Raw genomic sequence first — 22,316 nt, 5'->3', positions numbered from 1 at the left:
CAGTCTTAGACGCCGGCGGTGGCGAGTTCGTTCTCGATGGCTGCGGAGAGCCGCTCACGCAGCTCGGGGACGGAGATCCGGTCGATCAGCTCCTGGAAGAAGCCGCGCACGACCAGGCGGCGGGCCTCGTCCTCGGGGATGCCGCGCGAGCGCAGGTAGAACAGCTGCTCGTCGTCGAACCGGCCGGTGGCGCTGGCGTGGCCCGCGCCCTCGATCTCGCCGGTCTCGATCTCCAGGTTCGGCACCGAGTCGGCGCGGGCACCGTCGGTGAGGACCAGGTTGCGGTTGAGCTCGAAGGTGTCGGTGCCCTCGGCCTCGGCGCGGATCAGCACGTCGCCGACCCACACCGTGTGCGCGTCGGGCAGCTTCGAGGACGGATCGCCCTGCAGCGCGCCCTTGTAGACCACGTTCGACTTGCAGTTCGGCACCGAGTGATCGACCAGCAGGCGCTGCTCGAGGTGCTGCCCGTCGTCGGCGAAGTAGAGGCCGAACAGCTCGGCGTTGCCGCCGGGGGCGTCGAACTGCACGCGCGGGGTCATGCGAACGAGCTCGCCGCCGAGCTGCACCGCGAAGTGCCGGACGTGGGCGTCGCGGTCCACGCGCACGTGGTGCTGGGTGACCCACACGGCGTCGTCGGCGAAGTCCTGCGCGTCGATGATCTGCAGCGCGGCACCGTCGCCGAGGATGATCTCGATGTTCTCGGCGACCGTGCCCGAGCCGGTGTGATCGAGCACGACCACGGCGCGGGCGTGCCGCTCGAGCCGCACCTGGACGTGGGTGAAGGCCGTCTTGCCCTCGCCCGGTCCGGCGATCCGCACGAAGACGGGCTCCGCGACCTCGGCCTCCTTGGCGACGGTCAGCACGAACGCCTCCGTCATGGAGGTGAAGGCCTGCGCCGCGACGCGGTCGAACGGCGTGCCGCCCTGGCCGAGGCGCTCGTCGCCCTTGGCGACGGTCTCGAAGGTCACGCCCTCGGGCGTCGCGTCGACGGTGGCGGTCACGGCACCGTCGGCCTGCGCGGAACCGTCGTGCAGCCCCCTGAGGCGGCGCAGCGGCGTGAACCGCCAGGCCTCGTCGCGGTGGCTGGGGATCTCGAAGGCGGCCGCGTCGAAGGACGTGAACAGCTCGCCCTTGTTGGCGACGGGGTGGGCCTCGACGGCCTCGTTGAGAGTGTTGCTCACTAGCCCACGGACCCTTCCATCTGCAGTTCGATCAGGCGGTTCAGCTCGAGCGCGTACTCCATCGGCAGCTCCTTGGCGATGGGCTCGACGAAGCCGCGCACCACCATGGCCATGGCCTCGTCCTCGGTGAGGCCGCGGCTCATCAGGTAGAAGAGCTGGTCGTCGGAGACCTTCGAGACGGTGGCCTCGTGGCCCATCGTCACGTCGTCCTCGCGGATGTCGACGTACGGGTAGGTGTCCGAGCGGGAGATCGTGTCGACCAGCAGCGCGTCGCACTTCACCGTGGACTTGCTGCCGTGCGCGCCCTTGTTGATCTGGATCAGGCCGCGGTAGCTCGCCCGGCCGCCGCCGCGGGCGACCGACTTGCTGACGATGTTGCTCGACGTGTTCGGCGCGAAGTGCACCATCTTGGAGCCGGTGTCCTGGTGCTGGCCCTCGCCGGCGAAGGCCACGGAGAGCACCTCGCCCTTGGCGTGCTCGCCCATCATCCACACGGCCGGGTACTTCATGGTGACCTTGGAGCCGATGTTGCCGTCGATCCACTCCATGGTGGCGCCGGCCTCGGCCTTGGCCCGCTTGGTGACCAGGTTGTAGACGTTGTTCGACCAGTTCTGGATGGTCGTGTAGCGGCAGCGGCCCCCCTTCTTGACGATTATCTCGACGACCGCGGAGTGCAGCGAATCCGACTTGTAGATCGGCGCGGTGCAGCCCTCGACGTAGTGCACGTAGGCGTCCTCGTCGACGATGATCAGGGTGCGCTCGAACTGGCCCATGTTCTCGGTGTTGATCCGGAAGTAGGCCTGCAGCGGGATGTCCACGTGGACGCCCTTGGGCACGTAGATGAACGAGCCGCCCGACCACACGGCGGTGTTCAGCGCGGAGAACTTGTTGTCGCCCGCGGGGATCACCGAGCCGAAGTACTCCTCGAAGAGCTCCGGGTGCTCACGCAGACCGGTGTCGGTGTCCATGAAGATGACACCCTTCTCCTCCAGGTCGGCGCGGATCGAGTGGTAGACGACCTCGGACTCGTACTGGGCGGCGACGCCGGCGACGAGGCGCTGCTTCTCCGCCTCGGGGATGCCGAGCTTGTCGTAGGTGTTCTTGATGTCCTCGGGCAGGTCCTCCCAGGACTCGGCCTGCTTCTCCGAGGAGCGCACGAAGTACTTGATGTTGTCGAAGTCGATGCCGTCGAGGTCGCTGCCCCAGGAGGGCATCGGCTTCTTCTCGAAGATGCTCAGGGCCTTGAGGCGCTGCTGCAGCATCCACTCGGACTCGTTTTTCTTCGCAGAGATGTCGGCGACCACGGCCTCGGAGAGGCCGCGCTGCGCCGAGGCGCCGGCGGCGTCGGAATCGTGCCAGCCGTAGCCGTAGGTGCCCAGGGACGCAATGGTCTCCTCCTGGGACAGCGGGCCGTTCTCGACCGTTGTCATCGAAGCTCCTTAGCGGGTTGCTCGCGGACCACGCGCTCGAGGGGCACGTGGGTGGTGCATGCGCGGTCACCATTGGCGATGGTGGCCAAACGCTGTACATGAGTTCCCAACGCCTGTTCGATCGCCGAAATTTCGGCCTCGCACAGTTCGGGGAATTCGGATGCGACCTCCGACACCGGGCAGTGGTGTTGGCAGATCTGGACGCCGTTGCCCACTTCTCGGGCATCGGCGGAGAATCCGGCGTCCGAGAGCGACGCCGCGATCCTACGGGCACCGTCCACCGGGTCCGCGGACTCGGTGGGGCTGATGGTGCCGATGGCCTGCTCGGCCCGGCGCCGCGCGAAGGTGCGCACCGCCTCCTCGCCGCCGACCTCGCGCAGAGCGCGGAGGGCGTCGACCGCCAGGGCGTCGTAGCCCTGACCGAGGCGCCGCCGCCCGGAGGGCGTGAGCAGGAACTCCTTCGCGGGACGTCCCCGCCCCCGGCCGCCCAGGCCCGACGGTGGCGCGACCGTCACGTCGCCCGCCTCGAGCAGATTGTCGAGATGGCGGCGCACGGCGGTGGTCGTGATACCCAGGGCCTCGCCGATATCGGCCGCGGTGGCCTGGCCCCGGTTCATGAGCAGCCCGACCACGGCGTCACGGGTGTCCCCGTCGCGCTGCGTCTCGTGCTGGTCGTATTTCACAACACGATTGTTTCTTAATTCGTCCAGCACTTCCAGCAAGGTCAGGCTAAGCTCAGCCCCTACCGGCCGCGCCGGAGGAGGGGCACCGTCTACTCTTGCGGACGTGCGCGCTACCCCCTCTCTCCCGGCTCCCGTGCGCACGTTCGCGGACTACCTCGGCCTGACCAAGCCCGGAGGGGCACCGTCGGGCATCGCGGCGAGCGGTCCCGGCGGCACGGTGAACCGCCTGCACTCCGACGAGCAGCAGTACCCGGACCTCAACGCCCAGGAGAAGCGGACGGTCCGCACGATCGCGACCTTCGGCGGCGTGGGCGCCGTGCTCATCGCCTTCGGCGCGCTGGGCGTCGGGTCCTTCCCCGTGGTGCAGAACCCGATCGCCGGACGCCGACTCATCGGCCTCATGTTCCGGATGCAGTCGACGGCGCTGACGGTGACGATGGTCGGCACGGCCATGCTGATGATCGCGTGGGTGCTGCTGCGCAGGTACACCATCGGTTATCTCAACCCGAACGCGCACGCCGAGCCCGCGCCGCCCCGCCGGCTGACCCGCCGCGGCTTCGACCGGATCCTCGCGCTGTGGGTGCTGCCCTTCCTGTTCGCGCCCCCGATGTTCAGCAAGGACGTCTACTCCTATCTGGCGCAGTCGGAGATCACCGCGCGCGGGCTGGACCCGTACAAGATCGGCCCCGCCGCGGCGCTGGGCATCGACCACGTCTTCACCCGCTCGGTGCCGAACATCTGGCGCGACACCCCCGCCCCGTACGGGCCGCTGTTCCTCTACCTCGGCCGCGGCATCACGTGGCTGACCGGCGAGAACGTGGTCGCCGGGGTGGTGCTGCACCGCGTGCTGGCCCTGGCCGGCGTGGCGATGATCGTGTGGGCGCTCCCCCGGCTCGCGCGCCGCTGCGGCGTGAACGAGGTGGCCGCGCTGTGGCTCGGCGCCGCGAATCCGCTGGTCATCTTCCATCTCATCGCGGGCATCCACAACGAGGCGCTCATGCTCGGCATGATGCTCGTCGGCATGGAGTGGGCGCTGCGCGCGATCGACTCCGGACTTCAGTTCCTGAACGGCTTCAGCCCCACCCGAGCGGGCGGCCTGCTCACGGCGGGCGCCGCGATGATCGCCCTGTCCGGGCTGATCAAGATCACCTCCGTGCTCGCACTCGGCTTCATCGGCATGGCCCTCGCGCGGCGGCTCGGCGGCAGCTTCCCGAACATCGGCGGCCGGCTGCGCGACTGGCGCACCGCCCTGGCGGAGTGGAGACCGAACGCCGGCCGCACCCTCGTCGCGCTCGCGACGTCCGCGGTCTTCTTGGTGGTCGTACTGGTGATCGTGGTCGTCGCGGTCTGCCAGACGACGGGCCTGGGCTACGGCTGGCTCGACGCCGGCACCCTCGGCACCGCCAACAAGGTCCGCTCCTGGCTCTCCATCCCGACGGTGCTGGGCCTCGGGACCGGGCAGGTCGGGGTGCTGTTGGGCCTCGGCGACCACACCACGGCCATCCTCGCCATCACCCGGCCGATCGCCGCCGCGCTCGCCGCCGTGATCGTGCTGCGAATGCTCATCGCCACCCTGTCCGGCCGGATCCACCCCGTCGGCTCGCTCGGCATCTCGATGGCGGCGCTGGTGCTGCTGTTCCCCGTCGTGCAGCCCTGGTACCTGCTGTGGGCGATCGTGCCGCTCGCCGCGTGGGCCACCGCGCCCGGCTTCCGCCTGGCCGCTGTGATCGTCTCCAGCGTGATCTCGGTGATGCTCATGCCCAACGGCGGCGAGATCGAGCCCTACGTCATCGCCAAGGCGGGCATGTCGACGGTCGTCATCGTCGCGCTGGCCGTCTACCTGGCGTTCGAGCTGCCCCGCCACCGCGAACGGCGCCGCCGCACCGGCCCGGTAGTCTGACTTCCCGTGCCCGCACTGTCCGCGACCTCCGTCACCAAGCGATTCGGCGACGTCGTCGCCGTCGACGGACTCGACCTCGCCGTGGAGCGCGGCAGCGTCCTCGCCCTGCTCGGGCCCAACGGCGCCGGGAAGACCACCACCGTCGAGATGTGCGAGGGCTTCGGCTCGCCCGACTCCGGCAGCATCGAGGTCCTCGGCCTCGACCCGGTGGCCGACGCCGCACGCCTCAAGCCCCGGATCGGCGTCATGCTGCAGGGCGGAGGCGCCTACCCCGGCGCGAAGACCGGCGAGATGCTGCGGCTCGTGGCCGCGTACGCCGCCAATCCCCTCGATCCCGACTGGCTGCTCTCCACGCTGGGGCTCACCGACGTGGTGAACGTCAGCTACCGCCGGCTCTCCGGCGGCCAGCAGCAGCGGCTGTCCCTCGCGTGCGCGCTCGTCGGACGCCCCGAGCTGGTCTTCCTCGACGAGCCCACCGCCGGCCTCGACGCGCAGGCGCGGCTGCTCGTGTGGGACCTCGTCTCCGCGCTGCGCCGCGACGGCGTCACCGTCCTGCTCACGACGCACCTGCTCGACGAGGCGGAGGCCCTCGCCGACCGGGTCGTCATCATGGACCGCGGCCGCGCGGTGGCCGACGGTACGCCCGAGGAGCTCACGCGCCACGGCGCGGAGCACGAGCTGCGGGTGACGGCACCGTCGGGCCTGGACCCCGCGGCCCTGGCCGCCCGGCTGGGCACGGACTTCACCGCGACGGTGGACAGCACCGACGCGCACGGCTCCGTCTACGTGGTGCGCGGCGCCGAGGTGACCCCCTCGGTGATCGCCGACGCGGCGGCGCACTTCGCGGCGCAGGGCGCCCTGCTGACGGACCTGCGGGTGGGCACGCGGACCCTGCAGGACGTCTTCCTGGACCTGACCGGCCGCGACCTGAGGGGATGACGTGACCCGAACCGAGCCCCGATTCGCCCCCGGCACCTTCCTGCCGAACCCCGAGGCCGCGCGCCCAACCGCGATGCTCGCGGCGCAGACGCGCATGGAGCTCACGCTGCTGCTGCGCAACGGCGAGCAGCTGTTGCTCACCATGTTCATCCCGATCGCGCTGCTCGTCGGCTTCGCCGTGCTGCCGATCGGCGGGGACGCCACCCGCATCGACTCCCTGGTCCCGGCCGTGATGGCCGTGGCGGTGATGTCGACGGCGTTCACCGGCCAGGCCATCGCCGTGGGCTTCGACCGGCGCTACGGCGCACTCAAACGGCTCGGCGCGACGCCGCTGCCGCGGTGGGGCGTCATCGGCGGCAAGACCCTCGCCGTGGTGATCGTGGTGATCCTGCAGGCCGTGGTCCTGGGTGGGATCGGCCTCGCGCTGGGGTGGCGGCCGGAGCCCGTCGGGCTGGCGCTGTGGGTGCCGATCCTCGCGCTGGGCGTCTTCGCCTTCGCCTCGCTGGGCCTGCTGCTGGGCGGCACGCTCAAGGCCGAGGTCGTGCTCGCGCTGGCGAACCTGCTGTGGTTCGTGATGGGCGCGATCGCCTCGCTCGTCGTCGTGCGCGAGCACGTCCCGGACGCCGTGGTGCTCCTCGCGCGACTGTCCCCGTCCGGCGCGCTGACCGAGGCGCTGACCCGGGCGGCGACGCTCGGCGCCGTCGACTGGCTCGGCCTGGCGGTGCTCGCCGCGTGGGGCGTCGTCGGTTCCGCTCTGGCCGTCCGCCTGTTCCGCTTCACCGGTTAACCACTACAGGTCGTAGTAGCCGCGCGGCGCCCACGTACGATGATCGGCGTGTACCAGCTCTTCCTGCGCCTCGTCGACCGCCTGCCGCTCCCCAGCGTGAAGGCACAGCAGCGGATCGCGCTCGCCGCGCTGCTCGCCCAGGCGCTGATCGCCGTCACCGGATCGGTGGTGCGCGTGACCGGCTCCGGGCTGGGCTGCCCCACGTGGCCCAAGTGCTTCGACGATTCCCTGCTGCCGATTCCTCAGGACGAGGTCCCGTGGTGGCACCAGGCCATCGAGTTCGGCAACCGGCAGATCGCGGTGTGGATCGTGGTCACCACGTCGATCGCGATCGTGCTGGCCGTAACCCGCGCGCGGCGGCGCCGGGAGATCCTGGTCTACGCCTGGATCCTGCCGTTCTCGACCTTCGCCCAGGGCATCCTCGGCGGCGTCACCGTGCTCACCGGGCTGCGCTGGTGGGTCGTGGGCGCCCACATGCTGGTCTCCTGCGCCATGGTGTGGATCGCCGCCACGCTGTACGCCAAGGTCGGCGAACCCGACGACGGCGTCGAGATCGAGGCGGCGCCCGCCGGCGCCCGCCGGCTGGTCGCCGCCTCCGCGGTGGTCATGTCGTTCGTCCTCGCGGCGGGCGTCGTGGTCACGGCCGCGGGCCCGCACGCGGGCGACCGCACCAATCCGAAGGCCATCGACCGGCTCGACGTGTCGATCCCCGCGCTGTCGCTGACGCACGGCCTGCTGGTGGCGCTGTACGTCGCGATCCTGGTGTGGGTCGCCGTGCTCGTCGCGCGCGGGCCGTCGAGCGAGGCCGTCCGGCGACGCCTGAAGATCGTCTTCGCGGTGGTCGCGGCGCAGTCGCTCATCGGCGTGGTCCAGTACTTCACCGGCGTCCCCGCGCTGCTCGTGGTGCTGCACGTGGCGGGCGCGATGTCGGTGATCACCGAGACCGCCATCCTCTACCGGCTGATGCGGGCGCGGGTGCTGCGCGCCTCCGACGGCACGCCCGATAAGGTGGCGGCATGACTGACCAGGCACCCGGCAACGTCGTCTCCCGCCTGAAGCGCTTCGCCGCCCAGCACGACGGGGCGACCGCCGTGCTGCAGAACATGGGCGAGGAGGGCGTGCGCATCACGCTCGTCGGCGGCGACGGGATCATGGGCGACCAGATCGTCGCGAACCCGGCGCAGGCGAAGGACGCGGCCGAGAAGGCCGGCCTCGACACCTCCGAGTGGGACCGCGAGCTGGTCAGCAAGGCCACCACGGAGCCCGGCCACCATGAGCGGATGGCCGGGTACCGGGCGTCGTCCCGCTAGAACCCTCCGGGCCGAACGCCGGCTAGACGCGCTCGTACTGCGCCAGGATCACGCCGATGTCGAACGCGCGGTGCGAGACGAGCTTCCACTGCTGCGGGGCGAAGCCGCCCGCGAACAGCGGGATGCCGTCGCCCGCGGTCACCGGGTAGATCTTCAGCGCCAGCCGGTCGACCTCGGGTGCGAGCGTCGCGGCCAGCTTTCCGCCGCCGCACAGCCAGATGTCGCCGCCGTCCTCCTGCTTGAGCGCCCGCATGTGCGCGACGGGGTCGTCGGCGACGACCTCGACCTCCGGGAAGTCCGCGGCGTCCAGCGACCGCGAGTAGACGATCGTGCGCAGGTGCGAATACGGGTCGTTCACGCCCATGTCGGTGCCCAGCGCGTACGTCGCGCGCCCCATCACCACGGTGTCCCACTTGGTGAGCGGCGGCGTGATGCCCAGTGCCTCGTGCAGGCCCGTCGGCAGCCCGTCGCCCCACTCCTCGTTCATCTGCCGCGAGTACTCCTCGTCGACGGGGTAGAAGTCGTACTGGCCTGCGGGACCGGCGATCCGGCCGTCGAGGGAGACGGCGACGTAGTAGACGAGTGAGCGCATGCGTCTCACCCTACGGACACCGCGGGAATAGCCCAGCGCCCCGGGGGTTGGAACGTCACATGCGTGCGATCACTGTGAGCGAACACGGCGGCCCGGAAGTCCTGACCTACGGCGAGGTTCCGGACCCGGTGCCCGGACCGGGCCAGGTGCTGGTCCGCACCAGCGCCATCGGCGTGAACTTCATCGACACCTACTTCCGCGAGGGCATGTACCCCACCGCGCTGCCGTACGTCCCGGGCAGTGAGGGCTCCGGCACCGTCGTCGCGCTCGGCGAGGGCGTCACGAACCGCGCGGTGGGCGACGTCGTCGCGTGGTGCGACGGGCCCGGCTCCTACGCGGAGCTCGTGACCGTGCCGGCGGAGCGCACCGTCGCGGTGCCCGACGGGGTCGCGCCCGAGGTCGCGGCGTCGGTCCTGTTGCAGGGCATGACGGCCCACTACCTGACCCACGACTCGCACCCCGTGCAGGCGGGCGACACCGTGCTGGTGCACGCCGGCGCGGGCGGCACCGGCCTGCTCGTGACCCAGATGGCGACCGCGCTGGGCGCCCGCGTGATCACGACGGTCTCGACCGACGAGAAGGAGCGCCTCTCGCGCGAGGCGGGCGCCTGGCAGGTGCTGCGCTACGACGAGGACGTCGCCGCCCGGGTGCGCGAGCTGACGGACGGCGTGGGCGTCGCCGCGGTGTACGACGGCGTGGGCAAGGACACCTTCGAGGCCTCGCTGCTCGCCACCCGGCACAAGGGCATCGTCGTGCTGTTCGGCGCGGCGTCGGGCCCCGTGCCGCCCTTCGACCTGCAGCGCCTCAACCCGCTGGGCTCGCTGTTCGTCCAGCGCCCCACCCTGGCCCATCACGTCGCGACGGCCGAGGACTTCGCCCGGCGCAGCGGCGCGGTGCTCGACGGCCTGCGCGACGGCTCGCTGCGGTTCACCGTCGGCGCGACGTACCCGCTGGCCGAGGCCGGACGCGCCCACACGGACCTGCAGGCGCGCCGGACTACCGGCTCGGTGGCGCTACTCCCCTGACATCGCGGCCGCGGTGAGCGCGGCACCGTCGGCCGGACGCGCGGCGACCCAGCGGCGGTACCGCCCGAGGGCCCGCCGCACGACGGCGAGGTCGCGGACCAGCGCGAGCGCCGGCAGGACGGCGGGGCGCGGGTCCCTCCCGGCGGCCATGCGCCGCAGCTGGTAGCGGACCTGCGCCATCGAGGCCATGGACGCGAGGGGCTTGTTCTTCCACGTCACGGGACGCAGGGCACCGACGGTGCCGTCGCCCGCGCGCCACCGGGCGGGCAGGTCCGGGGTCACGGACAGCGCGGTCCCGATGCCCACGACGGCGACGTTCTCCGCGAGGACGGCCTCGGCGGTCTCGCGGCGGGTGATGCCGCCGGTGAGCATGAGCGGGATCTCGCTGGTGACCGCGAGGTCGGCGGCGAGCTCGAGGAAGTAGGCCTCGCGCGCGACACTGCGGGCGTCGCCGGGGCGGCCGTCGGCCGCGGGGCCGGTCGCGCGGCCGGTCATGGCGGGGCTCTCGTAGCTGCCGCCCGACACCTCGACGAGGTCGACGCCGAGCGGCGCGAGCATCGCGATCACGGCCTGAGCGTCGGTGGCGTCGAAGCCTCCGCGCTGGAAGTCGGCGGAGTTGAGCTTCACGGCGACGGCGAAGCCGGGCGAGACCTCGGCCCGGATCGCGCGAACGACGTCGAGCAGGAGACGGGCGCGGTTCTCGAGCGAACCGCCCCACTGGTCGGTGCGGGTGTTGACCAGCGGCGAGAGGAACTGGGAGAGCAGGTAGCCGTGCGCGGCATGAACCTCGACCCCGTCGAATCCGGCCTCCTCCGCCCGACGGGCGGTCGTGGCGAAGCGGGCGACGGTGGCGCGGATCTGGTCCTCGCTCATCGCCGTCGGCGTGGCGAACCGACTCGAGAGGGCGCTGCCCAGATCGACGGACTTCGCGGACGGCCCCCAGACGACGCCGGGCATGTCCTTCTGGATCTGCCGGCCCGGGTGGCTGATCTGCATCCAGACGCTCGCCCCGTTCTCCGTGGCGGCCGCCGCCCAGGCGCGGAAGGGCTGCAGCGGCGAGCGGGCGTCGAGGACGATCGCGCCCGGCCCGGTCAGCGCCTCGGCGTGGACCATGACGTTGCCGGTGATGAGCAGGCCGGTGCCGCCGGCGCCCCAGCGGCGGTACAGCTCGACGGTGCGCCCGTCGGGCGCCTGCTCCGCGCCCGCGAGGCCCTCCTCCATCGCGGCCTTCGCGATGCGGTTGGGCAGGACGGCGCCGGAGCGGAGCGTGAGCGGGGAGAACAGGTCGGACATCGGGCGCCTTTCGCGACAGTGTAAGCATCGCTCACATCGTGTGAGCGGTGCTAACACTAGATCCACATGTAAGCGGTGTCAACACTGGGGTAGATTGATCAGCATGAGCACCACCTACCACCACGGCGACCTGCCCGGCGCGCTCGTCGGCGCCGCCGTCGAGATCCTCGACGAGGAGGGCGGTGCCACCGACCTGTCGCTGCGCGCCGTCGCCCGGCGGGCGGGGGTCTCGACCGCCGCGCCCTACCGCCACTTCCCCGACCGCGGCGCCCTGATCTCGGCCGTCGCGGCCGTCGGTTACCGCGAGCTCGCGGCCGCCCTGACCGCCGCGTCGCCGGCACCGTCGGGCCCGGACGACCTGGCCGACATCGCGATCGCCTACGTCGACTTCGCGCTGCAGCGCACCGGGCTCTTCCGCGCGATGTTCGCCGAGCCCTGCGGCACGGACCCGGACCGCGTCGAGGCGGTGGACATGATCAAGGCCTACCTGACGGGGCTGATCGGGCGGACCCTGCAGGGCGCCGCGTCGGATTCCGAGGACACCGCGACGGCAGTGTGGGCACTGGTGCACGGGCTGGCGTTCCTGCACCTCGACGGCAAGTTCGACGCCTCGTCGCCGGAGGAGGTGCACCGGCGCGTCCGCGCGACGGTGACCGCGGCGCTGGGGATCGCGCAGGCCTGATCGCCGGGCGGCTCAGCGGGAGGCGAATTCCGCCAGGCCCGGGCCGGTCAGCTCGGCGAGGTAGTCGTCGCGCCCGGTCAGCGCCATGACCAGCGCGACGGTGGGCCCGGCGACCTCCGGGCCCTCGCCGGCGGCGAAGGCGCCGTCGGTCGCGCGCAGCCGCAGGCCGCGGGCCCGGGTCGCCGACGGCAGCATGAGGTCCGATCCGGCGTAGAACGCCGCGACGCGCTCGAGCACGCCCGCCGGGTACGCGCGCACGATGCCGAGCGGGCGACGGATGTCCTCGCCGTGCACCACGATCTCCCCGAGCATCGCGGCGACGGGAATGGGCGCCTTCGTCCGGCTGGTGCGCACACCGCGGAACTGCCGCAGCGTGTCCGCCGGGGCGTCGCCCAGTCGCTTGGCGAGCCGCTGCGCGACGTTGGCGTCGAAGTCGAAGCGGTTGCGCAGGACGCCCGCGAACCAGACGACGGGATTGTCGGACGCCCCGGCGGTGAGGTGGGCCAGGACCTCCCGCACCGTCAGCCCCGCGCAGAGCGACGGGGTGGACCACTGCTCGTCGGTGAGGGCGCCGAGGTCCTCCGCCAGCGCGGCGCGCTCGGCGAAGATCAGCGGCCAGAGGTCGCGCGAGGAGGCGGCCATCAGTGACCGAGCAGCTGCCAGACGGTGCTGTAGTTGAGGATCGAATCCACCGAGAGCGCGCAGAACAGCACCGCGAGGTAGTTGTTCGACTGGAGGAAGACCTTGAGCGGCTTGATCTCCTGGCCCGCCTTGGTCTGCGAGTACAGCTTGTGCACCGCGTAGAGGAACCAGGCGCCGCAGAGCGCCGCCGCGACCGCGTAGACCAGGCCGGCGGCGGGGATGAGCACGAGCGTCGTGATGACGGTGGCCCAGGTGTACCAGACCATCTGTCGCGCGACGGTGGTCTCCGGCGCGACGACGGGCAGCATCGGGACGCCGGCGGCCTTGTAGTCCTCCTTGTAGCGCATCGCGAGCGCCCAGGTGTGCGGCGGCGTCCAGAAGAAGATCACCAGGAACAGCACGATCGCCGGCCACTCGATGGTGCCGGTGGCGGCAGCCCAGCCGACGAGCGTGGGCATGCAGCCCGCGGCCCCGCCCCAGACCACGTTCTGGGAGGTGCGCCGCTTGAGCAGCATCGTGTACACGAACAGGTAGAACGCGATCGTGACCAGCACCAGCACGGCGGCCAGCAGGTTGGCGCGCCACCACAGCCAGGCGAAGGAGGCCACCGCCAGCACGATGCCGAAGATCAGGGCGTGCCGGACGGGCACCGCGTGCCGCGCGAGCGGGCGGCGCTCCGTGCGCTTCATCTTCTGATCGATGTCGGCGTCCGCGACCATGTTGAGCGTGTTCGCCGACGCGGCGCCGAGCCAGCCGCCGAACAGCGTCGACAGGATGAGCGGCAGGTTCACGTGGCCGCGGTCGGCCAGCAGCATCACGGGAATGGTGGCGACGAGCAGGAGCTCGATCACCTTCGGCTTGGTCAGCGCGATGTAGGCGAGGACCGTCTGGCCGGCGCGGCCGGCGAACGACGCGGGGACCGGCGCGGCCGCCGAGCGAGCGTCTGGGGTGTTCGTCCCGTGCCCGCCCTTGAAAACCATCTGTGCCGCACTCTCTCCTGACGGGTCCGGGCGCAGCCGGACTGACATTCCTCCCCGATCGGGGCTGACCGACCGCGGGCGGTGGGGCACCTGCCCCGCCGCGGGTCCGCGACCGGCGCCGACCCCATCTACTACGAGCCATGGTAGTCCTCCGGCCCCGCGTCACCGAATCGGGTTCGCCGCCACCGAGCGGGGCGACGCCCGCCCGTCGACCTACCCGGTAGTTTCCGCAGACCGTGCGTCGCCGCCGAGTAGGGTTCACACTTGAGCACGCACGCACCCACGACCAGGAGAGTCCGCCAGCCGTGACCAGCACCGCCGAGATCCACACCCTCACCACTCCGCATCACCCCGCCGACTGGACCGATCTCGACACGCGCGCGGTGGATACCGCCCGGGTGCTGGCGGCCGACGCGGTGCAGAAGGTCGGCAACGGCCACCCCGGCACCGCCATGAGCCTCGCTCCCCTGGCCTACACGCTGTTCCAGAAGCTCATGGTGCACGACCCGTCCGACACCCACTGGATCGGCCGCGACCGGTTCGTCTTGTCCTGCGGCCACTCGAGCCTCACGCTCTACACGCAGCTGTACCTGGGCGGCTTCGGCCTGGAGCTGGGCGACCTCGAGGCGCTGCGCACCGAGGGCTCGCTGACCCCCGGCCACCCCGAGTACGGCCACACCAAGGGCGTCGAGATCACCACCGGCCCGCTGGGCCAGGGCCTCGCGTCCGCGGTGGGCATGGCGATGGCCTCGCGCTACGAGCGCGGCCTGTTCGACCCGGACGCCGCGCCCGGGCAGAGCCCGTTCGACCACTTCATCTACGTCATCGCCTCCGACGGCGACATCGAGGAGGGCGTCACCTCCGAGGCCTCGTCACTGGCGGGCACCCAGCAGCTGGGCAACCTCGTTCTCTTCTACGACGACAACAAGATCTCCATCGAGCACAACACCGACATCGCCCTCTCCGAGGACGTGGCGAAGCGGTACGAGGCGTACGGCTGGCACGTGCAGTACGTCGAGGGCGGCGAGAACGTCACGGCGATCGAGGAGGCCACCGCGGCCGCCAAGGCCGTCACCGACAAGCCGTCGATCATCATCGTGCGCACGGTCATCGGCTTCCCCGCTCCGAACAAGATGAACACGGGCGGCGTGCACGGCTCGGCGCTCGGCGCCGACGAGGTGGCCGCGGTCAAGGAGATCCTGGGCTTCGACCCGGCGAAGAGCTTCGACGTCGCCCCCGAGGTCATCGCGCACTCGCGCGAGCTGGTGAAGCGAGGCCAGGCCGCGCACGAGGCGTGGAACGTGCGCTTCGACGCGTGGGCCGCCGCCAACCCGGAGCGCAAGGCGCTGCTCGACCGGCTCGAGGCCGGGACCCTGCCCGCGGGCTGGGACGCCGAGCTGCCGACCTGGTCGGTCGACGACAAGGCCATCGCGACCCGCGCCGCCTCCGGCGCCTTCCTCGCGGCCGCCGGGCAGACCCTGCCCGAGCTGTGGGGCGGCTCCGCCGACCTCGCGGGCTCGAACAACACCACGATCAAGGGCGCCGACTCCTTCGGCCCCACGTCGATCTCGACCGAGGACTGGAACGCGCAGCCCTACGGCCGCACGCTGCACTTCGGCATCCGTGAGCACGCGATGGGCTCGATCCTCAACGGCATCGTGCTGCACGGGAAGACTCGCCCGTACGCCGGCACCTTCCTGCAGTTCGCGGACTACATGCGCCCCGCTGTCCGCCTCGCTGCGCTCATGGACATCGACCCGATCTACGTGTGGACGCACGACTCGGTCGGCCTCGGCGAGGACGGACCCACGCACCAGCCGGTCGAGCACCTCGCCGCGCTGCGCGCCATCCCGGGCCTGAACGTGGTCCGCCCCGCCGACGCGAACGAGACCGTCGCGGCGTGGAAGGCCACCCTCGAGCGCACGGGCGGCAACGGCCCCACCGGCCTGATCCTCACCCGCCAGGGCGTGCCGATCCTGCCCGGCACGTCCGCCGAGGGCGTCGCCCGCGGCGGTTACGTCCTCAAGGAGGCCGACGGTGCCGCCCCCGACGTGATCATCATCGGCACCGGCTCCGAGGTGCAGCTGGCACTGCAGGCCGCCGACCTGCTCGCCGCGAAGGACATCAAGGCGCGCGTCGTCTCCATGCCCTCGGTCGAGTGGTTCCACGCCCAAGACCAGGCGTACCAGGACAGCGTCCTGCCGCCGTCGGTGAAGGCGCGCGTCGCCGTCGAGGCCGGCATCGCCCAGTCCTGGTGGCGCATCGTCGGCGGCTTCGGCGAGGTCGTCTCGCTCGAGCACTTCGGCGAGTCCGCCTCCGACAAGGTCCTGTTCGCTAAGTACGGATTCACCGGCGAGAACGTGGCCCAGAAGGCCGAGCAGTCCCTCGCCAACCTGAAGGGATAACCACACCATGGCTCAGAACCCGAATCTCGCCGCTCTCTACGAGGCCGGCGTCTCCGTCTGGCTCGACGACCTCTCGCGCGGCCTGATCCAGTCCGGCAAGCTCGCGGAACTCCCGGAGACGGACTCCGTCACCGGCGTCACCACGAACCCGGCGATCTTCCAGGCGGCGCTGTCCAAGGGCACCGAGTACGACGAGCAGGTGCGCGAGCTCGCGGCCCGCGGCGCCGACGTCGACCAGACGATCCGCACCGTCACCACCGACGACGTCCGCGCGGCGTGCGACGTGCTGGCCCCCGTCTTCGAGAAGACCGGCGGCGTCGACGGCCGCGTCTCGATCGAGGTCGACCCGCGCCTCGCGCACGACACCGAGGGCACCGTCGCCCAGGCGATCGAGCTACACAAGATCGTCGACCGGCCGAACGTGCTCATCAAGATCCCCGCCACGCTCGCCGGGCTGCCCGCGATCACCCGCGTCATCGCCGAGGGCATCTCGGTGAACGTGACGCTGATCTTCTCAGTGGAGCGCCACCGCCAGGTCATGGACGCCTACCTCGACGGCATCGAGGCGGCGGCCGCCGCCGGCCGGAACGTGGCCGACATCTACTCGGTCGCCTCGTTCTTCGTCTCCCGCGTGGACACCGAGATCGACAAGCGGCTCGACGCGATCGGCACCGACGCGGCGCTCGCGCTGCGCGGCAAGGCCGGCCTCGCCAACGCGCGCCTCGCCTACGCCGCCTACGAGGAGATCTTCGGCGCCGCCCGGTTCGCCGCCATCGAGGGCGCGAACGTGCAGCGCCCGCTCTGGGCGTCGACGGGCGTGAAGAACCCGGCGTACAAGGACACCCTGTACGTCGCCGAGTTGATCGCCCCGAACACCGTCAACACCATGCCCGGCGCCACGATGGCGGCGTTCGCCGACCACGGCACGGTCACCGACGGCACGATCATCGGCCGCGCGGAGGAATCGGCCCAGGTCTTCGCCGACCTGCAGGGCGCGGGCGTCGATCTGCCCTCCGTCTTCGAACTCCTCGAGACCGAGGGCGTGGAGAAGTTCGAGCAGGCCTGGCAGCAGCTGCTCGACGCGACCGCCGAGCAGCTCAAGACCGGGGCCTAAGCCCCGGTGACCTGGACCAACCCGCTCCGGGACCCCCGCGATCGTCGACTGCCGAGGATCGCGGGGCCCTCGTCCCTGGTGATCTTCGGCGTCACGGGCGATCTGTCCCGGCGCAAGCTGATGCCCGCCGTGTACGACCTCGCCAACCGCGGCCTGCTGCCGCCCGGCTTCTCGCTGGTGGGCTTCGGCCGCCGCCCGTGGACCGACGAGGACTTCGCGGCGACGGTGCGGGAGGCCGCGAAGGCCCACTCGCGCACCGAGTTCCGCGACGACGTGTGGGAGCGGCTGGCCGAGGGCATCCGGTTCGTCCAGGGCGCCTTCGATGACGACGACTCCTTCGACCGGCTCTCGGCGGCGCTGGCGGACCTGGATGCCGAGCGGGGCACGGGCGGCAACACCGCGTTCTACCTCTCCATCCCCCCGGACGCCTTCCCCACCGTGTGCGAGCAGCTCAAGCGCTCCGGCCTGGCCGACCAGTCCGAGGGCTGGCGGCGCGTGGTGATCGAGAAGCCCTTCGGGCACGATCTCGAGTCCGCGCAGAAGCTCAACGCGGTGGTCAACGACGTCTTCGCCGAGCAGTCGGTCTTCCGGATCGACCATTACCTGGGCAAGGAGACGGTGCAGAACATCCTGGCGCTGCGCTTCGCGAACCAGCTGTTCGAGCCGACGTGGAACAGCCACTACGTGGACAGTGTCCAGATCACCATGGCCGAGGACATCGGCCTCGGCGGCCGCGCCGGCTACTACGACGGCATCGGCGCCGCCCGCGACGTGATCCAGAACCATCTGCTGCAGCTGATGGCGCTCATCGCGATGGAGGAGCCCACCAGCTTCCACCCGGCGGAGCTGCAGGCCGAGAAGATCAAGGTGCTCTCGGCCACCTCGCCCGTCGAGCCGCTCGCGGAGACCTCCGCGCGCGGCCAGTACGGGCCCGGCTGGCAGGGCAGTGAGAAGGTCGTGGGCCTGCTCCAGGAGGAGGGTTTCAGCGAGACCTCCACCACCGAGACGTACGCCGCGATCACCGTCGAGATCGCCTCCCGGCGGTGGGCGGGCGTGCCCTTCTACCTGCGCACCGGCAAGCGGCTCGGGCGCCGCGTCACGGAGATCGCGCTGATGTTCAAGCGCGCGCCGCACCTGCCCTTCGACGACACCATGACCGAGGAACTGGGCCAGAACGCGCTCGTCATCCGGGTGCAGCCCGACGAGGGCGTGACCCTCCGGTTCGGTTCCAAGGTGCCGGGCAGCTCCATGGAGGTCCGCGACGTCAACATGGACTTCAGCTACGGCGAGGCCTTCACGGTGAGCTCCCCCGAGGCCTACGAGCGGCTGATCCTCGACGTCCTGCTCGGCGAGCCCTCGCTGTTCCCCGTGAACGCCGAGGTCGAGCTGTCCTGGAAGATCCTCGACCCGGTGCTCGCGCTGTGGGCCGAGGGCGGCCGGCCCGAGGAGTACGAGTCCGGGACGTGGGGCCCGGACTCGGCCGAGAAGATGCTGGCCCGGACCGGAAGGACGTGGCGGCGCCCATGATTCTCGATCTGCCGGACACCTCCACCCAGGACGTCTCGAAGAAGCTCGTGCGCCTGCGCGAATCGGGCGGCGCGGTCACCCTGGGCCGCGTGCTCACGCTCATCATCTCCGCCGAGGAGGGCGAGCCCACCGAGAGCGCCATCGAGGCCACCAACGCCGCGTCGCGCGAGCATCCGTGCCGCGTCATCGTCGTGGCCCGCGGCCCCCGCGCGGAGCGGACCCGGCTCGACGCGCAGATCCGCGTCGGCGGCGACGCCGGCGCGTCGGAGGTCGTGGTGCTGCGCCTGTTCGGCGAGCTGGCCGACCACGGCGCCTCGGTCATCGTGCCCTTCCTGCTCCCGGACACGCCCGTCGTCGCCTGGTGGCCCGGCGCCGCACCCGCGGTGCCCTCCGCCGACAAGGTGGGCGCGCTCGCGACCCGCCGCATCACCGATGCCACCGCGTCCGACGATTCCGTCGCCGTGCTCGCGCGGCGCCGCGACGGCTTCGCGCCGGGCGATTCGGACCTCGCGTGGTCGCGGATCACCCCGTGGCGCGCGCTCCTGGCGTCGGCGCTGGACCAGCCGCCGTTCGAGCCGATCACGTCCGCGGTGGTGACGGGACCGTCGAACAGCCCCGGCATCGACCTGCTCGCGGGCTGGCTACGAGCACAGCTCGGCGTGCCCGTGCGGCGCCGCGCCGGCAGTTTCGAAGTGCAGCTCGACCGCGCGAGCGGTCCGCTGCGCCTGGAGTTCGACCAGAACTCCACCGCCGTCCTCGTGCGGCCGGGTCAGCCCGACGGGCGCGTCGCGATCCGCCGGCGCGACGTGGCGGACTGCCTCGCGGAGGAGCTGCGCCGCCTCGACGACGACGACATCTACTACACGGCGTTGGGCGGCGTGTCCGACGTGGACCGATCGGAGATGCCCTGATGACCGAGCCCACCGTTCGCACGTTCGACGATGCCGACGCCCTCGTCGCGGCGGCCGCCGACGACCTGGTCGCGGTGATCGAGCAGGCGCAGGCCGAGCGGGGCTTCGCCTCGATCGTGCTGACCGGCGGCACCAACGGCAACGCCCTCTCGGCGGCGCTGCGGGAGCGGGTGATCGATTGGTCGCGGATCGACGTCTTCTTCGGCGACGAGCGCTTCGTCGCGGGCGACGACCCCGACCGCAACGTGCTGCAGGCCGAGGACGCGCTCCTCGGGCACGTGCCGATCCCCGACGCGAACGTCTACCGCTTCCCCGCCTCGGACGAGTTCAGCGGCGACGGCGAGCTGGCCGCCCGCGTGTACGCGAAGCGCTTGGCGGACAACGCCGCCGCCCGCGGCAACGCCGTGGCGGCGGGCGAGGGTACGGTCCCCCGCTTCGACGTGCACCTGCTCGGCATGGGCGGAGAGGGCCACATCAACTCGCTCTTCCCCGACACCGACGCGGTCCGCGAGACGGAGGCCGTGGTGGTCTCGGTGCGCGACTCCCCCAAGCCGCCGCCGCGGCGCCTCACGCTGACCCTGCCGGCGGTCGCCGCCGCGCGCCGCGTGTGGCTGCTCGTCTCCGGCGCCGAGAAGGCCGAGGCGGTGGCCGAGGGGGTCGGCGGGGCGTCGCCCGAGGACTGGCCCTGCGCCGGTGCGCACGGCTCCGAGGAGACCGTCTGGTACCTCGACGGTGCCGCCGCGTCCCGGCTCGGCTAGGACTGCTCCAGCACGATCGTCGGGACGCCCAGTGCGGGGTCCTTGATCGTCGCGACCCGCGTGCCCGGCTTGGCGCCGCGGCGCACATCGCTCACGGTGATGCCGTGGTCGGTCAGACGGGCGTGCGTCGCGTCCGCGTCGACGGTGCGCCAGGCGAGTCCCCACAGCGCGTCCGGGCCGGCGGGGTCGACGCCCTCGCCCTCCTGCAGGACCACCTCCACGAGCAGGTCGCCGCGGCGGAAGAACAGCTGGTGCACGCCCCACGACTGCACCCGGTCGAGGCGCAGGTCGAAGTCGAGCCGGCCGCACAGCGTCGCGATGATCCGGTCGCGATTCGGCGAGGTGAGCACGACGTGGTCGACGCCCGTGATCTCGGCGTCGGGCGCGGCGCCGGGCACCGTCGGGCCGGCGTAACCGAGGGCGAGTCCGTCTGCGGGACCGGCGAATCCGGTGCCGACGTCCGTCAGGGTCAATCCTCGGCGTTCGGCGAGCTTCGCGGCGACGGCAGCGTCGTCCGCCGCGACGAGGAGACCCGACGCGCTCGCCCACGACGGTGCGCCGACCGCGACGTCGATGGCACCCGCGGTGAGGATCTCGGCCGGCTCGGCGCCCAGGAGCCGCGCGTGGGCGGCTTGCGCCTCGGCCGGGACGTCGAGGATGACCAGATCACGTGCAGCTGCGGAAGTCACCCCGCTATCCTGCACCATCACGACTGTTTCGGCGTCGTGGCCGCTGTCGCCTTCCAGTTGTCGCCGGCCACCTTCAGCGCGCTGACGACTGCTGTCGAGCCCCACTCGGTCGCCGACGTTGTCACCGGGCCCGAATCGAGGATGGACAGCGCCGTCCGGACCGTGGCGCCGTCGGATACGGCGGACGTGACCGTCGTCCCGACACCGTCGATGCTCGTGCTCGCGCGGCGCAGCGCCTGTGCGGCGGTACCCAACGCGGAGAACTTGTCCGCGAGGGATTCGAGCTTCGTCGTCAGCCGCTGCAGCAGCGCGGCGAACCTCTGTGCCAGCATCCCGGCCCGCATCAGGATCGTGTTCATCGCGGTGACCACGGATCCTCCCCCGGTGGGCACCGATGCCGCCGATGCCACGACCATGGTGGCCGCGGCCCACGCTCCCAGCTTCGCCAGTTCATCACGGATCGTGTTGCGCACCTCAACGACGAGCGCCCCGGCTGTCGCCAACCCACTGGCGCTTCGAGTGGCCGCCTTGCCGAGCACGTCACTGATGGTGGACAGCGACGTGGTGGCCTTGCGATACGCATCGGCATCGGTGCCGGTCCAGCCCGACGTCGTCGCCGACGCAGCGGCGCTCACCTTTTCCGCGACGGCAGCCATCGGCTTTCCGACGGTCTCCGTCCACGCCTCGCTGGTCTGCTTGATGGTCTCCGGATTGCCGGAGACAGCGTCCAACGACGATTTGAGTGGCGGAACGTGCTCGATGACCCATCCCACGCCAGCTGCAGCGAAATATCCGATCGGATCTTCTACCACCGCCTTGCCCTCGACAGCAAGGCCCACAACGCCTGCGAGGCCGCTGGCTCCGCTCGCCTCCCCATCCAAGGCATCAGCGGCTGCGCTGACGACATCGACCGCTGATTCCGCGATCGGGATCCCCGCGACGCCGCGCTCGACGGTCTTGAGCGCGCCGTCATCGTCGCTCATCGTTCCGCCGTCTCGGTCAGTGCCGTCGCACCGCTCTGATCGGTTCGCCTTGTCGCACTGATGTTCTTGCGGAACTCCTCCAGGTGCGTTTCGATCTCGCCGCCGTGGCGCTTGATGACGTCCTCGGTGCTGGCTAGTTGCTTGTTGACGATGGACGCGAACCACCCGAATGCGGCACCGTAGTCGCCGTCGCCCACGCGGAGCGATGCTGCGGAGCCCACTGCATTCACCGCGCTCGCGATATCGGCGAGCGCCTTGGACTGTGCTTCGACCGTCACGGGATCGACCACGCAGTCGTCCGTCATCGCTCCGCCTCCCCCGTGTATTCGGCCCAGATCTCCAGGTCCGGATAGAACTCAGTGGCGATCGAGTGGACCTCCCTGGCCGCTGCTTTCTCGGCCAGGGAGGCCGCCGTCATGATCTCCGCGCTCAGAGCCTCCCCCGAGTACTCCATCGCGCGTCCCGCGATCACCACCCCCGTGAGC

Annotated in this window: 23 protein-coding genes; 12 read left to right on the top strand and 11 right to left on the bottom strand. The window is 71.3% G+C overall.

All coding sequences use genetic code 11. The annotated features are described in order from the left end of the window. Positions 1-5 precede the first annotated feature (5 nt). Genes sufD through ACM9LD_RS11250 form a run of 3 tightly spaced genes read right to left on the bottom strand, consistent with a single transcriptional unit; the run spans position 6 to position 3,324 of the window. A complete protein-coding gene (sufD, locus tag ACM9LD_RS11260; RefSeq protein ID WP_415676748.1) occupies positions 6-1,181 on the bottom strand; it encodes a Fe-S cluster assembly protein SufD in 1,176 nt (391 codons plus the stop codon). Next, complete coding sequence (gene sufB, locus ACM9LD_RS11255; RefSeq protein ID WP_102102152.1) at positions 1,181-2,611, bottom strand: Fe-S cluster assembly protein SufB; 1,431 nt, start codon at positions 2,609-2,611, stop codon at positions 1,181-1,183. The genes sufD and sufB overlap by 1 nt, the downstream gene beginning before the upstream one ends. Further along, a complete protein-coding gene (locus tag ACM9LD_RS11250; RefSeq protein ID WP_415676896.1) occupies positions 2,608-3,324 on the bottom strand; it encodes a helix-turn-helix transcriptional regulator in 717 nt (238 codons plus the stop codon). The genes sufB and ACM9LD_RS11250 overlap by 4 nt, the downstream gene beginning before the upstream one ends. 73 nt (positions 3,325-3,397) lie before the next feature. On the opposite strand from ACM9LD_RS11250, the gene mptB reads away from it, so the two are divergent. The 5 genes from mptB to ACM9LD_RS11225 are packed head-to-tail and all read left to right on the top strand — an operon-like array spanning position 3,398 to position 8,230. Beyond that, entirely contained in the window at positions 3,398-5,194 is a 1,797-nt protein-coding gene (gene mptB, locus ACM9LD_RS11245) for a polyprenol phosphomannose-dependent alpha 1,6 mannosyltransferase MptB (RefSeq protein ID WP_415676747.1), read from the top strand. Between the two features lie 6 nt (positions 5,195-5,200). Continuing rightward, on the top strand, positions 5,201-6,133 hold the full coding sequence (locus tag ACM9LD_RS11240; RefSeq protein WP_415676746.1) for an ABC transporter ATP-binding protein: 933 nt from the start codon (positions 5,201-5,203) through the stop codon (positions 6,131-6,133). 1 nt (position 6,134) lies between these two features. Then, the gene (locus ACM9LD_RS11235) at positions 6,135-6,920 is read left to right on the top strand and encodes an ABC transporter permease (RefSeq protein WP_415676745.1); all 786 of its coding nucleotides are present in this window, start codon (positions 6,135-6,137) and stop codon (positions 6,918-6,920) included. A 39-nt stretch (positions 6,921-6,959) separates the two neighbouring features. Next, a complete protein-coding gene (locus tag ACM9LD_RS11230; protein ID WP_415676744.1) occupies positions 6,960-7,940 on the top strand; it encodes a COX15/CtaA family protein in 981 nt (326 codons plus the stop codon). Beyond that, positions 7,937-8,230 (top strand): hypothetical protein, encoded by a 294-nt coding sequence (locus ACM9LD_RS11225; protein WP_415676743.1) that lies wholly within the window; start codon positions 7,937-7,939, stop codon positions 8,228-8,230. Before ACM9LD_RS11230 ends, ACM9LD_RS11225 begins: the two co-directional genes overlap by 4 nt. Positions 8,231-8,252: 22 nt before the next feature. On the opposite strand, the gene ACM9LD_RS11220 is transcribed toward ACM9LD_RS11225, so the two are convergent. Next, positions 8,253-8,822 (bottom strand): dihydrofolate reductase family protein, encoded by a 570-nt coding sequence (locus ACM9LD_RS11220; protein WP_415676742.1) that lies wholly within the window; start codon positions 8,820-8,822, stop codon positions 8,253-8,255. 59 nt (positions 8,823-8,881) lie between these two features. On the opposite strand from ACM9LD_RS11220, the gene ACM9LD_RS11215 reads away from it, so the two are divergent. Further along, the gene (locus ACM9LD_RS11215) at positions 8,882-9,847 is read left to right on the top strand and encodes a quinone oxidoreductase family protein (protein WP_415676741.1); all 966 of its coding nucleotides are present in this window, start codon (positions 8,882-8,884) and stop codon (positions 9,845-9,847) included. Here ACM9LD_RS11215 and ACM9LD_RS11210 read toward each other — a convergent pair. Beyond that, a complete protein-coding gene (locus ACM9LD_RS11210) occupies positions 9,836-11,140 on the bottom strand; it encodes an NADH:flavin oxidoreductase/NADH oxidase family protein (protein WP_415676740.1) in 1,305 nt (434 codons plus the stop codon). The two genes, ACM9LD_RS11215 and ACM9LD_RS11210, sit on opposite strands and share 12 nt — an antisense overlap. A 103-nt stretch (positions 11,141-11,243) precedes the next feature. On the opposite strand from ACM9LD_RS11210, the gene ACM9LD_RS11205 reads away from it, so the two are divergent. Beyond that, positions 11,244-11,822: a TetR/AcrR family transcriptional regulator gene (locus tag ACM9LD_RS11205; RefSeq protein WP_415676739.1), complete on the top strand. Its 579-nt coding sequence runs from the start codon at positions 11,244-11,246 to the stop codon at positions 11,820-11,822. Between the two features lie 12 nt (positions 11,823-11,834). Here ACM9LD_RS11205 and ACM9LD_RS11200 read toward each other — a convergent pair whose 3' ends face one another. Both ACM9LD_RS11200 and ACM9LD_RS11195 read right to left on the bottom strand, forming a co-directional pair. Then, entirely contained in the window at positions 11,835-12,464 is a 630-nt protein-coding gene (locus ACM9LD_RS11200) for a maleylpyruvate isomerase family mycothiol-dependent enzyme (RefSeq protein WP_415676738.1), read from the bottom strand. Then, positions 12,464-13,444: a heme o synthase gene (locus tag ACM9LD_RS11195; protein WP_415676737.1), complete on the bottom strand. Its 981-nt coding sequence runs from the start codon at positions 13,442-13,444 to the stop codon at positions 12,464-12,466. Before ACM9LD_RS11195 ends, ACM9LD_RS11200 begins: the two co-directional genes overlap by 1 nt. Positions 13,445-13,749: 305 nt before the next feature. Here ACM9LD_RS11195 and tkt point away from each other — a divergent pair, with 305 nt between their 5' ends. Genes tkt through pgl form a run of 5 tightly spaced genes read left to right on the top strand, consistent with a single transcriptional unit; the run spans position 13,750 to position 20,159 of the window. Continuing rightward, complete coding sequence (tkt, locus tag ACM9LD_RS11190; protein WP_415676736.1) at positions 13,750-15,849, top strand: transketolase; 2,100 nt, start codon at positions 13,750-13,752, stop codon at positions 15,847-15,849. Between the two features lie 7 nt (positions 15,850-15,856). Then, positions 15,857-16,963 (top strand): transaldolase, encoded by a 1,107-nt coding sequence (gene tal / locus ACM9LD_RS11185; RefSeq protein ID WP_415676735.1) that lies wholly within the window; start codon positions 15,857-15,859, stop codon positions 16,961-16,963. 6 nt (positions 16,964-16,969) lie between these two features. Beyond that, positions 16,970-18,490, top strand: a complete 1,521-nt coding sequence (gene zwf / locus ACM9LD_RS11180; protein ID WP_415676734.1) for a glucose-6-phosphate dehydrogenase — start codon at positions 16,970-16,972, stop codon at positions 18,488-18,490. Then, the gene (gene opcA, locus ACM9LD_RS11175; protein WP_224648698.1) at positions 18,487-19,401 is read left to right on the top strand and encodes a glucose-6-phosphate dehydrogenase assembly protein OpcA; all 915 of its coding nucleotides are present in this window, start codon (positions 18,487-18,489) and stop codon (positions 19,399-19,401) included. The genes zwf and opcA overlap by 4 nt, the downstream gene beginning before the upstream one ends. After that, entirely contained in the window at positions 19,401-20,159 is a 759-nt protein-coding gene (gene pgl / locus ACM9LD_RS11170; RefSeq protein WP_415676733.1) for a 6-phosphogluconolactonase, read from the top strand. The genes opcA and pgl overlap by 1 nt, the downstream gene beginning before the upstream one ends. On the opposite strand, the gene ACM9LD_RS11165 is transcribed toward pgl, so the two are convergent. The 4 genes from ACM9LD_RS11165 to ACM9LD_RS11150 form a co-directional block, all read right to left on the bottom strand. After that, positions 20,156-20,848: a VOC family protein gene (locus tag ACM9LD_RS11165; RefSeq protein ID WP_415676732.1), complete on the bottom strand. Its 693-nt coding sequence runs from the start codon at positions 20,846-20,848 to the stop codon at positions 20,156-20,158. The genes pgl and ACM9LD_RS11165 overlap by 4 nt on opposite strands. 17 nt (positions 20,849-20,865) lie before the next feature. Next, positions 20,866-21,831 (bottom strand): hypothetical protein, encoded by a 966-nt coding sequence (locus ACM9LD_RS11160; RefSeq protein ID WP_415676731.1) that lies wholly within the window; start codon positions 21,829-21,831, stop codon positions 20,866-20,868. After that, entirely contained in the window at positions 21,828-22,136 is a 309-nt protein-coding gene (locus tag ACM9LD_RS11155) for a hypothetical protein (RefSeq protein ID WP_415676730.1), read from the bottom strand. Before ACM9LD_RS11155 ends, ACM9LD_RS11160 begins: the two co-directional genes overlap by 4 nt. After that, the coding region (locus ACM9LD_RS11150) for a hypothetical protein (protein WP_415676729.1) at positions 22,133-22,316 on the bottom strand (184 nt) is incomplete at its 5' end. The genes ACM9LD_RS11155 and ACM9LD_RS11150, both read right to left, overlap by 4 nt.

Origin of the sequence: Tsukamurella hominis, from assembly GCF_965137015.1 — a bacterium.
GTDB classification, from domain to species: domain Bacteria; phylum Actinomycetota; class Actinomycetes; order Mycobacteriales; family Mycobacteriaceae; genus Tsukamurella; species Tsukamurella hominis.
Note: the sequence above shows the minus strand (reverse complement) of the source record. Positions and strands in the feature narration are given on the sequence as shown.